Origin of the sequence: Nocardia sp. NPDC056611, assembly GCF_042792755.1 — a bacterium.
In the GTDB taxonomy this organism is placed as follows: domain Bacteria; phylum Actinomycetota; class Actinomycetes; order Mycobacteriales; family Mycobacteriaceae; genus Nocardia.
The window spans coordinates 394,118-406,028 of the sequence record NZ_JBHTVV010000005.1; the positions used below are offsets into that span (position 1 = coordinate 394,118).

Genomic DNA, 11,911 nt, shown 5'->3' on the forward strand with positions numbered 1-11,911 from the left:
TCCCCAGGATAGGTTTCCACGTCACCGAGCGACTAACGGTCCGGCCGATACCACAGCGGTTCGTCCATGATTCGCTGTCGGACGAGGGTGGCACGCATGGGGTCCAGGGTATAGGTACCGACTGGTCTTGATTGTTTGTCGAGGTGGACGGGCTCACCCGGCCCGGCCGGCGCGCCACTCCCGGTAGGCGGGCCGGGAGCACACCGCGCACGGTCGGTAACCGGCCGCGATGGCGGTCGGCTCGTCGGCGAAGAACACGCGATGGGATACGTAGCCGCCGCGGGCCAGGGCGCGCAGGGCGGCCGGACAGTCGAGACGGCCGTAGATCTTCAAGCGGCGATGGCCACCGAGGACGCCGGGCGTGCGGCTGCGGTACGGGCGGCCGTCCACCCCGAGCAGGACGTACTCCCTGTCACGCACGGTCTCCCTGTCACGCACGGTCTCCCTGTCGCGCTCGGTCTCGCGCATGGTCAGGCGTCGTGAAAGACGAGGCCGAGGGTGCGTCGCCGCCCCGATCGAACCAGGCTCACGCCGTGTCGCATGGGCGCGGCCGACCAGCCTCGGGTACTGCGGACCGGACGGTCGCGGGTGGTGAAGACGAGACCGTGCCCCTGCGGCAAGGCCATCGCCGCGCCGCGCGATTGGGCGCGGGGCCGCTGCTCGACCATGAGGAACTCGCCGCCGGTGTAGTCCACGCCGGGGACATCCAGCCCGATCACGACCTGGAGCGGAAACACCATGTCCCCGAACAGGTCCCGGTGCAGGGCATTCCAGTCGCCGGGTCCGTAGCGCAGCAGGATCTGCGAACCCTTCGTCTGCCCGGCCCGGTGGCACTGGTCGATCCAGTCCTCGAGCCGATCCGGCCAGGTGCCGGGCCGTCCCAGCCGGGCGGCCCAGTCCCGGGCGATGGGTAGCAGCATCGGATAGAGGGCGGCCCGCAATGCCGCCACGGGCTCGGGCAGGTCGTGGGTGAAATAGCGGTACTCGCCGGAGCCGAACCGGTGCCGGGCCATGTCGACCGTCGACCGGAAGTGGTCGTCCACGTCGTACAGTGCCGCGAGCGTGCGGCATTCGCCGGCGGTGAGCAGTGGCCCGGTGAGCGCGTGCCCGTACGCGTCGAGCTCACCGGCCAGGGACGACCAGCCCTGATCGGCGACCCCGGCCGCGGCGCCACCGATGACGGCGGTCATCACGCGGCCCGCTCGAGCTCCAGCAGCAGCTGCTTGCGTTCGATGCCCCCGGCGTAGCCGGTCAGCGACCCGTCGGCCCCGATCACACGGTGGCAGGGACGCACGATGAGCAGCGGGTTCGCGCCGATGGCCGAGCCCACCGCGCGCACTGCCGCCCGGGGCGCGCCGATCCGGTTCGCGATCTCCCCGTAGGTGACGGTGACGCCATACGGGATCTGGTCGAGGGCCTGCCACACCCGGCGCTGGAAATCGGTGCCGCGGCCGCCCATCCGGAGGTCGAAACTGTCCCGCTCCCCGGCGAAATAGGCGGTCAGCTGGTCGACGACGTCGGCGAAGGCATCCGCGTCGGCCTCCCAGTCACCTTCCACCAGAAGGCTTTTACTGCCCGCCATCGACACCGCGGTCAGTTCCACCCCGGTCCCGCGCCGCTCGCCCGCGAGCAGCAGCTCGCCGACCGGGCTGGCCATTGTCGTGTACACGCTCATCGCTTCCTCCTGCGTCGTCTCGTTCGCTTCTGTCCCCTACTCTGGCCCAGCCGATCCGAGATGACCGGCGGGAATCGGCCATCGCGTTTCCGGCCTCGACGCGGGCGGCTCGTACCATGGGCCCATGGCTGCCGATTCGGTCGTTGTCGCCGGGACCTTGGTGGATGTCACCGTGCCGACACTGCCGGGCCGCTGCCCCGGGGTCAGCATGGCCGGGTTCCGGGCGCGCGCGGCGGGCCCGGACCATCTGCCGGTGGTGCCGTTCCCGGCGGTGACGATGTTCATCGACCTCGGGGACATGGTGATGGCCGAGGATGCCGGCGGGAGCCGGGCCACGGGCAGCGGCGTGGTGGGCCTGTGCCCGATCGGGGTGTACGGGCAGGCGCAGAAGGTGGACCTGCTGCAGGTGCGGCTCTCGCCGGTGGTGGCGTACGCGACGCTGGGCGGCTCGCCGGAGGTGTCCGGTGGCGTGATCGGGCTCGGCGAACTGTGGGGGCGTGAGGTCGAGCTGCTGCGCGAGCGCATGCACGAGAGCCGTTCCTGGGACGAACGATTCGCGATCCTGGACGACGCCTTGACCGCGAGGCAACGGAGCGGACCTGCCGTCGACCCGGAGGTGAGCTACGCCTGGCGGCGAATCATCCTGAGCGGCGGGCAGATTCGCGTCGAAGCACTGGCCGACGAGATCGGGTGGAGTCGCAAGCGATTGTGGTCGCGATTCCGAGCCCAGATCGGTCTGACGCCCAAGCGCGCCGCGCAGCTGGTCCGATTCGACGACGCCACCCATCGGCTCGCCGCGGGCAGCAGCGCCGCGCGGGTGTCGGCGGAGAGCGGATACGCCGATCAATCGCATTTCAGCCGGGAGACGATGACGTTCGCGGGCCTGACGCCGACGGCTCTCGCCGACGCGCCGTGGCTGGCGGTCGACCCGGTCGCGTGGGCGGGCGGGCGCGCGCTGAGTCGCGCCGGGAACATTTCTTCAATACACCCCGACGAAACCCGCCGATGCTGGGATCCATGTCCAGACACGACGGTGAGAACCAGACCCGGCCCGGCAAGTACGACCAGCCACCGCGCGGAATCCGCATCCTGCACTCGTTACGCAAGGACCCCGACTGGGAGGCCCTGACGCCCGAGGAGTTGACCGCCCACGTGGCGGGGGCGAATCGCCTGGCGGGTTCGAAGCTCATGCGAGTGGTCACCGGGCTTCCGGCGCGCGGCACCAGCATCGAATGGCAGCAGGTGACCTTCCCCGATCGCGCGGTCCCGATCCGGGTGTACCGTCCGGTCGGAGAGCACACGGGCGCCCTGCCGCTCGTCCTCCACGTGCACGGCGGCGGCTTCGCGGGGACCGCGGCCCAATGCGATTGGGGCAATAGCCATCTCGCGGCCGAGCTGCCCGCCGTGATCGTCTCCGTCGAGCATCGCCTGATCGCGCCGGACACCCCGCTGACCGCCGCCGTCGATGACGACTGGGATGTGTTGCGGCACATCCTGAATCAGCCCGGAGAATGGGGCATCGACCCGGCGCGCGTCATTCTCGCGGGCGAGAGCGGCGGCGCCTTGATCAGTGCTCTGACCGCGATCCGAGCCGCCGCGACCGGGCTGCCCCTGCTGGCGCAGGTGCTGATCAACCCGGCCTTCGACCTGACCGACACCATGTTCGACTACCCGACGATGACCCACTACGCCGAGACCCCGACCTTGAATCTGCCCCGACTGAAACTGTTCCGGCGCTTGGCCGTCCCGCCGGGCGAGGACCCGCGCCCGCTCTCGCCGCTGTACGCCGACCTCACCGGCCAGCCGCCCGCCCTGGTCGTGATCCCGACCCTGGACCCGCTGGCCGACCAGGGCCGCCGCTACGCCGAACGCCTCCACGATTTCGGCATCCCCGTCCAACTGTCCGAGTACCCGGGCGCGCCGCACGCCTTCATCGCCATGCCCGGTCTGGTGCCGCAGGCCAAGGCCGCCCGCACCGATATCACCGCTTTCCTCCACGCCCGCCTGTCCGACTCGATCACCACCCGCAGCAAACTTGACAGGTAAACTTGCAAGTCTTCCTTCCTTGTGCCACCTTGGGAGGGTGAGCTCGAACGCAGAGGCCGGTCCATCGGCCGACGTCACGGCCGCCGCGAGTGAACTCCGCGTCGTGGCCAGTCGGCTGCTGCGCCACCTCCGCTCGGCGCGAGCCGGTTTCGAGATGACACCCTCCCAGGCCGTGGCCCTGAGCCGTCTCGGCCAGGAAGGCCCCCTCTCGGTCGCCGACCTGGCCCGCGCCGAGCGCGTGCGCCCGCAGTCCATGCGCACCACCCTGGCCGCCCTCGAAGACCGCGGCCTGGTCACCCGTACCCCGCACCCCACCGATCAACGGCAGATCCTGCTGTCCCTGTCGGCCGAGGGCGAACGCCTCCTGCGCCTGGCCCACCACGCCAAGGAGGACTGGCTGGCGACCGCCATCACCACCAAACTCTCCCCCGCCGAACAGGATTCGCTGATCGCCGCGATCCCCCTGCTGGCCCGCCTGGTCGAGGACTGAACCCGATCCCCCACTCCCACCGAAGGATCCCGCTGTGACGGACACTCTCTTGGACCCGAACTCCGCCCTGGTCCTCATCGACCTGCAGCGCGGCATCGTGGCCGCCCCCACCCAGCCGCACCCCACCGACGACGTGGTCGCCAACTCGGCGGCCCTCGCCAAGGCTTTCCGCGCGGCCGGCCTCCCCGTGGTCCTGGTCCGAGTCTCCTTCTCCCCCGACGGTTCCGACCTGCCGCCCGGCCGCACCATGCAACCCGCCGGCGCCTTCACCCCGCCCCCGGGCTGGGACGGAATCCTCCCCGACCTGGACCCCCACCCCGCCGACATCCGAATCACCAAGCACCAGTGGGGCGCCTTCCACGGCACCGACCTCGACCTCCATCTCCGCCGCCGCGGCATCACCACCGTCGTCCTGGGCGGCATCGCCACCAGCATCGGCGTCGAATCCACCGCCCGCGCCGCCCACGAGCACGCCTACAACGTCGTGATCGCCACCGACGCCACCTCCGACCGCGACCCCGTCTCCCACGCCCACTCGATGGAGAAGATCTTCCCCCGCCTGGGAGTCACCGCCGCCACCGAGGAAATCCTGACCGCCCTGCCGATTCGGTAGAGCCGATCCGCCCGGGCGACCCGGCCGCGATCCACCCTCGTCAATGCCGGATGACTACGTAGTCGGCTAGTAGTCTGCATCGCGACGGGCACGGAAGGTGGTCGGGCGCGTGGTAGCGAATCTGACTGTTCTGATCGGCGTGGTGGCGGTGTCGGCCGGGGTCTTGTTCGCGGGCGCTCGGGCGGTGCGGGTTGCCTCGGAGGCTGTCGAGCGGATGCCCTATCTGTCGGGGGCCGCGGCTGTCGAACATGCAGTGTCGCGATTCCATGTGCGCTGGTACACGATCACGATGATCTTCCTGGCGTTCGACATGGAAATGGCGTTCATGTATCCGTGGGCGGTGGTCGTGGGCGAGATCGGGGCCTCGGCGGTCGTGGAGATGTTCGGGTTCCTGGCGGTGCTGCTGATCGCGGTGCTGTACGCGTGGCGGGAGGGGGCGCTGCGATGGACATGAGCGGGTGGCTTCGGCGGCGGATCGCGGTGGCGCCGCTGGTGGCGGTCGCGCCCGGGGGCACGGAGACTCGGCTCGCGATCGAGCGGGTGCTGCGCGAGAACGGGTGGCGACAGGCCGAAAGCCCGGCTGCCGCAGATCTTCTGGTCGTCGCCGGAACGGGCGGGGACGAGTTCGAGGCGGCGGTGAGGCGAATCCACGAGGCCATGCCGCTGCCTCGACTACGGATCGACGTCACCGATCCCACCGCGGCTGCGGCCGCTCTCGCCGCCGCGGCGACAGACCTACGCTCGCGACGCGCGGCGTCGCCGGGTGAGCATGCCGGCCACTCCCTGAAGATGGGCGGGCACGGCGAACACCGAGGCGACGAGCCGCCCGGGGATATGCCCGACCACAGTGCGCATGCGGGAAACGACGAGCACGCCTCCCACCCACCGCACTCCACGCAGGACATGACCGATGCGCACGCTGGACATTCGACGGCGATGGGTGAGGCCGACGACCACGACGCGCACGGCGGGCATACGGATCACGGCGGGCACGGGGCGCACGGCGGGCATGGCGGTGGGATGCCGCTGCCGGGTGGGTTGGTGATGGCGGATCGGGAGGCCGATCGGGATGGACTCGCGCTGGATGCGCTGACGGTTTCGTTGGGGCCGGTGCTGGTGGATTGGCCGGGCGGGTTGGTGGTGAGGGCGCGGTTGCAGGGGGATGTGGTTTCGGGAGTGGCGGTTTCGGTGCCGGGGGCGGGGCATGGGGGCGAGCCGTATTGGCTCGGTCCATGGTTGCGTGCCGAGCGCGGGGAGGCCGTGGGGGAACGGGAGTTGCGGCGGTGGCGGGCCGCGCGGGCATTGGATGTGGTGGCGACGCTGCTGGAGGTCGCCGGGTGGGAGGACGCCGCGGCGGCGGGACGGCGGTTCCGGGATGACGTGCTGGCGGGTGTGGGGAGCCCGGGTGCGCAGCAGCACGGGGACGGGCCCGGCGCGATGGATCATTCGCCGGAGTTGTTGGACAGCAATCTGTTCGCGGTCGATGCGGGGCTGGATCGGTGGGCGCGGCGGGTCGCGCGGTCTCGGGTACTGCGGTGGTCGCTGCGCGATGCCGGGCGGGTCGATGGGGGCGAGGGGGCTCCGCCGGGGTTGGTGGGTGATACCCATGATCGGCTGCTGGCCTGGGTCGCCGAGGCGGTCGGGGGCGGTCGGGTCGCGGACTTCACCTCGGAGGCAGGGGAATTCGTCGCTCTCGAACGCGCGCGCAATCGGTGGATCGTGGAACACCTCCCGCGTCTGCTGACCGGGGCGGAGTTGGGGGAAGCGCGGTTGATCGTGGCCGGGCTCGGGGTGGATGTCGAGGTGGCCGTATGGGATGCGGCCGGGGCGGGAGTCGCGCATGGTTGAGCTCGCGCCGTGGTGGATGGCCGCGGTGCTGCCGGTGCTGGTGTTGGTCCTCGTGTGGGGTGTGGAGACCGCGGAGGCGTTGGCTCGGGCGAGGGTCTCCGGTGCGGACGCTGCGGTCGCGGCCTTCGCGCCGCTGCGGTCGGCGGCATTGCTCCTGGTTCAGCAGCGGCGGCGGATCGTCGGGTCGGATGTATTGCTGGGGCGCGCCGCTGGTTTCGTGTTGCTGGTGGCTGCCCTCGGCGCTGCCGCGCTGGTTCCGATCGGCGATCGTGTGGTGCTCGATTCCACGGTGAGCCTGGCCTGGTTCAATGCGCTCGAGATCGGGTCGTGGGCGGCGGTGTGGCTGGCCGGGTGGGGTGCGAATTCGGCGTTCTCACTGGTCGGCGGGTATCGGTTCGTCGCGCAGGGGCTGGCTTACGAGTTGCCGCACATGTTCGCGCTGATCTGCGCGGCGGTCGCGGCCGGGTCGCTGAGTGTCGCCGATATCGTTGCCGCGCAGCAGGATCAGTGGTTCGTGGTGATCATGCCGGTGGCGTTCCTGGTCTATCTGCTGTCGGTGCCCGCTATGTCGTTCAGCCCGCCGTTCGCCACCGCCCTGGGGCGGGATATCGCGGGTGGCGCGGTGGCCGAGCTGTCGGGTCCGGATCGGCTGCTCGTGACCCTGTCCCGCCGAGCGCTTTTCGTCGCCGGATCGGCGATGGCGGTGCCGCTGTTCCTGGGCGGCGGCGCGGGCCCGTGGCTGCCGGGCTGGTTGTGGTCACTGGTGAAGACGGTGGCCGTGCTGGCGGTGCTGCTGTGGGTGGGACGCCGGTTCCCCGCGATTCGGATGTCGCGCTACATGGAGGTCGCCTGGATCGTGCTGCTGCCACTGATTCTGCTACAGGCCCTGGTCGTTTCGGTCCTGGCATTGTGAGACGGGAGGACGCGACATGTGGTCCCAGGTGATCTTCTGGCTGTGCGCGGTGGGCGCGGTGGCTTCCGGGATCGCGGTGTTCCGGGTGGACTCCATGGCGCGCGCGACCTTCGCGCTGCTGCTGTCGTTCGCGTTCGTGGCGGGCACGGTGCTGCTGGTGGATCTGGCTTATCTGGGTGTCCTGATCATCCTGATGATGATCATGGAGATGCTGATCATGGTCGTCTTCATGATCATGTACATGATGAACCCGGCGGGTCTGATGCCCATGACCATGGTGCACAACCGCACAGGCGCGACGGCCATCTCGGCCACCGTGTTCGCCGCCTTGACCGCGGTGGCGCTGCTGGTCGACTGGCCGACCCGCGACCGCCCGCTCCCGCCGGACCCGACCGCGTCGCTGGGTGAGGCGATCATGGGTTCCAAGATGCTGGTGATGATCATCGTCGGCCTGGTGCTGTTCACCACGATCGTGGCCACGGTGGTGCTGGCCACCCATCGCGGCCGTTACGACCGCTTCGGCGATCGGCTCGACCGCCGGGTCCCCGACGATCCCGTCGAAGGAGGTGTCGGCCGGTGAATCTGCCCGAATTCCTGGTACTGGCGGCCGCTCTGTTCAGTGTCGGACTGTTCGGCGTGCTGTCCCAGCAGTCCATCGTCATGATCATGATGGGCCTGGAGCTCATGATCAACGCGGTCATCGTGGCCGCGGCCGCGTTCTGGTACTTCTCCTGGCCCACCGCCGACGCCCAGGTCCTGGTGCTGGTGGCGGTCACCGCCATGGCGGCGGAGATGGCGGCGGGTTTCGCGGTGACCACGGCCATCTTCCGGGCCCGCGATGTCGACATGGTCGACTCGGCCGCGGATCTGAAGGGCTGAGCCCGTGCTGTGGTGGCTGATCGCGGTTCCCGCCCTGAGCGGCGCCGCGCTGCTGCTGTGCGGCCGCGGCGCGGACCGGCTCGCGCCCGCGGCGGCGGTGACGGTCGCCGCGGCGACCCTGGGCCTGGCCATCACGAATGCCGTTCACCGCCAGCGGGTTTCGGCCCCGTTCCTGGCGGGCGCACCGATCCGCCTGGGCGTGGACGGGCTGTCGGCGGTCCTGATCGTCACCGTGGCCGCGGTCGTGCTCTGCGTTCTGCTCTTCGCCGCGGGTGATCTCGCCCCATCCGAACCCCGGGCCCGATTCCACGGCCTGATGCTGATGTTCGCCGCCGCCATGCTCGCCACCGTGACCGCGCAGACCCTGCTCACCCTGCTGTTCGCCTGGGAGCTCATGGGCGCGGCCTCCTACGCCCTCATCGGTTTCCATTGGCGCGACGAGCAGCGCGCGGCCTCGGGCCTGGTGGCGTTCCTGACCACCCGCACCGGCGATCTCGGCATGTACCTGGCCGCCGGCGCGACCCTCGCGGGCGGTTCGGCGGCTCTCGCGCTGGACGCCATGCCCGCCCTGTCCGACGGCTGGCGTGACGCCGCGGCGGCGGGCATCGTGCTGGCGGCGCTGGGCAAATCGGCGCAGCTGCCGTTCAGCTTCTGGTTGTCGCGGGCCATGGCGGGCCCGAGTCCGGTATCGGCCCTGCTGCATTCGGCGACCATGGTCGCGGCGGGCGCCTACCTGCTGATTCGCCTGGAACCGCTGCTGGCCTCGACCGGCTGGGCCGGTCCGGTGACCGCGTGGGCCGGCGCGCTGACGGCGGTGGCGCTCGGCGCGGTCGCGGTGTGCCAGCGGGATCTCAAGCAGTTGCTCGCCGCCTCCACCTGCGCCCAGGTCGGCTTGATGGTGCTGGCCGCCGGGTCGGGAGCGATGGTCGCGCGCCGGGCCGCCGACGTGAGGGCCGACGGTGGCGGAATCGCTGCGGGCAGTGGTCATCTGGTGGCGCACGCGGTGGTGAAGAGCCTGCTGTTCCTGGCGGCGGGCGCGTGGCTCACCGCCCTGGGCACCAAGCAGCTCGCCGGGCTGCGTGGCGCGGCTCGCGCGTACCCCCTGGTGGGCGTGCCCTTCACGATCGGCGCACTGGGTCTGGCGGGCGTGCCGCCGTTCGCCCTGTGGCCGACGAAGGACGCCGTGCTCACGGTGTCCCGCGAGGTCTCGGCTCCGCTCCATGTGGCGGGTTTCGCCGCGGCCATCCTGGGGGCGGTCTACGCCGCCCGAGCCCTCACCCTGGTGTGGCTGCCGAAGACTCCCGGCAGCGAGAAGGTTTGGGACACCGAGGAACCCGGCACCCGCGGGGTGAGTCCAGCCGAGTGGCTGCCGCCGGCGGCGCTGGCGACCGCCGTGATCGCGGGCGGCGTCGCCGTCGCACCCAGCGTGCACGACCGGTTCGCCCGCATCGTGCACACGGGCGCGGCCCCGGCCGCCACGTGGTCCGGGCTCGCCCTGTCCGGCGCGGTCGCGATCCTGACGGTGGCCGTCGTCGCCACGCTGATCCGCCGCCGCGGCGACCTGCCCTCCCCCGCCGCGGCGGCGAACTGGCTCGGCCTCGAAGCCGCCGCCCGGAAATTGGTGGCCACACCGACTCTCGCGCTCGCGAACCTCCTCGCCGTGTTCGACGATCGCGTCCTCGCCCGCGGCATCCAGCTCGCCGCGACCTCCGGCCTGTCCGCCGCCCGCACCGTCGACCGCCGCGTCGAGGGCGCGATCGAGGCCGCGGTGTCCGCCATCGCCACCGCCGCCCGCGACCTGGGCCGCTGGGCGCGCCGCCCGGAAACCGGTCTGGTGCACCAGTACTACGCGCAGGCGGTGGTGGCCCTCATGGTGCTGGCGGTCGTGCTGATGGTGCTGCGGTGACCCCGCCGCGAGGAGAGACGAGGTGAACGTGCTCAGCGTTCTGGTGTTCCTGCCGCTGCTGGCGGGCGCGGCGCTGCTCGCCGTGCCCCGGCTGAGCGACGGCGTCGTCCGCGCGGCCTGGGTGGGTGTCGGTGTCGCCGAGGTCGCGCTGACGGTGGCGCTGTGGATCGGCTTCACCCGGAACCCGCCCGCCGCGGGCGAATTCGCCTACGAGGCACACCGCACGTGGATCCCCACGCTGCGCTCCGGCTACCACATCGGCGTCGACGGCCTCAGCCTCCCGCTGGTCTCGCTCACCACCGTGTTGTTCCTGGCCTGCGCGTGCCACGCCTGGCGGCGCCGGGATCGATTGCGCTGGTTCGCGGCCCTGTTCCTGTTCCTGGAGTCGGTGTGCCTGGGCGTGTTCGTGTCACTGGACCTGGTGCTGTTCTTCGTGTTCTTCGATCTGACGATCGTCGGCATGTACTTCGTCATCAACGGCTGGGGTCACGAGCGGGCCCGGCAGGCGGCGTTGCAGTTCTTCCTCTACACCTTCGTCGGTTCGCTGGCCCTGCTGCTGGGTTTCATCGTGCTGTACCTGGCCGCGGACCCGCACACCTTCGACATGGTCGAGCTGACGGCGGCGAATCCACTGGCGGGCAATACGGCTCGCGGCGCGGTGGCGCTGGCCGCCATCGGCGTGGGCCTGGTGATCAAGACGCCCACGTTCCCGTTCCACACCTGGCTGCCGCTCGCGCACACCGAGGCCCCGGCCGAGGGTTCGGCCATCCTGGCGGGCGTCCTGCTCAAGCTGGGCACCTACGGTTTCCTGCGGATCGCCATGCCGCTGCTACCGGAGGCGTGGCGGCGCTACGCCCTGGTCCTGGTGGTCATCGGCGTGATCAGTGTGCTCTACGGGGCGCTCGTCGCGATGGCGCAGCGCGATGTCAAACGCATGATCGCCTACACCTCGGTCAATCACATGGGGTACGTGGTGCTGGCGGTCGGCGCGGCGGGTTTGGTGGCGGGCAATTCCGAGCACGCGCGCACCCTCGCGATCACCGGCGCGGTCACGCAGATGGTCAGCCACGGCCTGATCACCGGCGCGCTGTTCCTGCTCGCCGGCGTCCTCTACGAACGCCGCCACACCTACGAGCTGGACGCCTTCGGTGGACTCGCCGGGCAGGCGCCGGTGTTCGCCGCCGTCACCGCGGCCGCGTTCTTCGCCTCGTTGGGCCTACCGGGCTTCTCGGGATTCATCGCCGAGTTTCAGATCTTCGTCGGATCCTTCGCTCCCGCACCGGTGTTCACGGCGCTGGCGTTCCCGGGCATCGTCATCACGGCGGCGCTGCTGTTGCGCGCCTATCAGCGGCTCTTTCTCGGAGCCCCGCGCACGGAGGCGAGCTTCGCCGATTTCACCGCGCCCGAGGCGATCTCGATCATTCCCCTGATGGCGCTGTCGGTGGCGATCGGCATCGCGCCGCGCGTGCTGCTGGATGTCGTGGAGCCCGCCGCCCGCGCTCTCGGCGTCCTGGTGGTGCGCTGATATGGGCGGGATGGGA

Annotated in this window: 14 protein-coding genes; 11 read left to right on the forward strand and 3 right to left on the reverse strand. The window is 70.7% G+C overall.

Annotated elements, in window-relative coordinates; all coding sequences use genetic code 11:
* Positions 1-153: 153 nt before the first annotated feature.
* The 3 genes from ACFRAQ_RS27270 to ACFRAQ_RS27280 are packed head-to-tail and all read right to left on the reverse strand — an operon-like array spanning position 154 to position 1,675.
* Positions 154-420 carry an Ada metal-binding domain-containing protein gene (locus ACFRAQ_RS27270; protein ID WP_379104534.1) on the reverse strand — a complete coding sequence of 89 codons (267 nt, stop codon included), beginning with the start codon at positions 418-420 and terminating at the stop codon, positions 154-156.
* 50 nt (positions 421-470) lie between these two features.
* Complete coding sequence (locus tag ACFRAQ_RS27275; RefSeq protein WP_379104536.1) at positions 471-1,190, reverse strand: 2OG-Fe(II) oxygenase; 720 nt, start codon at positions 1,188-1,190, stop codon at positions 471-473.
* On the reverse strand, positions 1,190-1,675 hold the full coding sequence (locus ACFRAQ_RS27280) for a methylated-DNA--[protein]-cysteine S-methyltransferase (protein WP_379104538.1): 486 nt from the start codon (positions 1,673-1,675) through the stop codon (positions 1,190-1,192). Before ACFRAQ_RS27280 ends, ACFRAQ_RS27275 begins: the two co-directional genes overlap by 1 nt.
* 124 nt (positions 1,676-1,799) lie before the next feature.
* Here ACFRAQ_RS27280 and ACFRAQ_RS27285 point away from each other — a divergent pair, with 124 nt between their 5' ends.
* From ACFRAQ_RS27285 to ACFRAQ_RS27335, 11 genes are all read left to right on the forward strand, one after another.
* A complete protein-coding gene (locus tag ACFRAQ_RS27285; protein ID WP_379104540.1) occupies positions 1,800-2,804 on the forward strand; it encodes a helix-turn-helix domain-containing protein in 1,005 nt (334 codons plus the stop codon).
* A complete protein-coding gene (locus tag ACFRAQ_RS27290; RefSeq protein WP_379104543.1) occupies positions 2,693-3,721 on the forward strand; it encodes an alpha/beta hydrolase in 1,029 nt (342 codons plus the stop codon). Before ACFRAQ_RS27285 ends, ACFRAQ_RS27290 begins: the two co-directional genes overlap by 112 nt.
* 37 nt (positions 3,722-3,758) lie before the next feature.
* On the forward strand, positions 3,759-4,211 hold the full coding sequence (locus ACFRAQ_RS27295; protein ID WP_379104545.1) for a MarR family winged helix-turn-helix transcriptional regulator: 453 nt from the start codon (positions 3,759-3,761) through the stop codon (positions 4,209-4,211).
* Positions 4,212-4,245: 34 nt separating this feature from the next.
* Positions 4,246-4,824 (forward strand): hydrolase, encoded by a 579-nt coding sequence (locus ACFRAQ_RS27300; protein WP_379104547.1) that lies wholly within the window; start codon positions 4,246-4,248, stop codon positions 4,822-4,824.
* A 109-nt stretch (positions 4,825-4,933) separates the two neighbouring features.
* On the forward strand, positions 4,934-5,278 hold the full coding sequence (locus ACFRAQ_RS27305) for an NADH-quinone oxidoreductase subunit A (protein WP_379104549.1): 345 nt from the start codon (positions 4,934-4,936) through the stop codon (positions 5,276-5,278).
* Positions 5,275-6,672 (forward strand): hypothetical protein, encoded by a 1,398-nt coding sequence (locus ACFRAQ_RS27310; RefSeq protein ID WP_379104551.1) that lies wholly within the window; start codon positions 5,275-5,277, stop codon positions 6,670-6,672. The genes ACFRAQ_RS27305 and ACFRAQ_RS27310 overlap by 4 nt, the downstream gene beginning before the upstream one ends.
* Positions 6,665-7,585, forward strand: coding sequence for a complex I subunit 1 family protein (locus ACFRAQ_RS27315; protein WP_379104553.1), 921 nt, complete (start codon positions 6,665-6,667; stop codon positions 7,583-7,585). Before ACFRAQ_RS27310 ends, ACFRAQ_RS27315 begins: the two co-directional genes overlap by 8 nt.
* A 16-nt stretch (positions 7,586-7,601) precedes the next feature.
* Positions 7,602-8,165, forward strand: a complete 564-nt coding sequence (locus ACFRAQ_RS27320; protein ID WP_379104556.1) for an NADH-quinone oxidoreductase subunit J — start codon at positions 7,602-7,604, stop codon at positions 8,163-8,165.
* Positions 8,162-8,464 carry an NADH-quinone oxidoreductase subunit NuoK gene (gene nuoK, locus ACFRAQ_RS27325; RefSeq protein ID WP_379104559.1) on the forward strand — a complete coding sequence of 101 codons (303 nt, stop codon included), beginning with the start codon at positions 8,162-8,164 and terminating at the stop codon, positions 8,462-8,464. Before ACFRAQ_RS27320 ends, nuoK begins: the two co-directional genes overlap by 4 nt.
* A 4-nt stretch (positions 8,465-8,468) precedes the next feature.
* Positions 8,469-10,370 (forward strand): NADH-quinone oxidoreductase subunit L, encoded by a 1,902-nt coding sequence (locus ACFRAQ_RS27330; protein ID WP_379104562.1) that lies wholly within the window; start codon positions 8,469-8,471, stop codon positions 10,368-10,370.
* A 28-nt stretch (positions 10,371-10,398) separates the two neighbouring features.
* A complete protein-coding gene (locus ACFRAQ_RS27335; RefSeq protein ID WP_379104959.1) occupies positions 10,399-11,895 on the forward strand; it encodes a NuoM family protein in 1,497 nt (498 codons plus the stop codon).
* Positions 11,896-11,911 lie beyond the last annotated feature (16 nt).

What these genes read in the sequence shown, in the direction of transcription:
- ACFRAQ_RS27310 (WP_379104551.1), top strand. Translation starts at nt 5,275, where the DNA reads ATGAGCGGGTGGCTTCGGCGGCGGATCGCGGTGGCGCCGCTGGTGGCG.
- ACFRAQ_RS27280 (WP_379104538.1), bottom strand. Translation starts at nt 1,675, where the DNA reads ATGAGCGTGTACACGACAATGGCCAGCCCGGTCGGCGAGCTGCTGCTC.
- ACFRAQ_RS27275 (WP_379104536.1), bottom strand. Translation starts at nt 1,190, where the DNA reads ATGACCGCCGTCATCGGTGGCGCCGCGGCCGGGGTCGCCGATCAGGGC.
- ACFRAQ_RS27320 (WP_379104556.1), top strand. Translation starts at nt 7,602, where the DNA reads ATGTGGTCCCAGGTGATCTTCTGGCTGTGCGCGGTGGGCGCGGTGGCT.
- ACFRAQ_RS27290 (WP_379104543.1), top strand. Translation starts at nt 2,693, where the DNA reads ATGTCCAGACACGACGGTGAGAACCAGACCCGGCCCGGCAAGTACGAC.
- ACFRAQ_RS27285 (WP_379104540.1), top strand. Translation starts at nt 1,800, where the DNA reads ATGGCTGCCGATTCGGTCGTTGTCGCCGGGACCTTGGTGGATGTCACC.
- ACFRAQ_RS27315 (WP_379104553.1), top strand. Translation starts at nt 6,665, where the DNA reads ATGGTTGAGCTCGCGCCGTGGTGGATGGCCGCGGTGCTGCCGGTGCTG.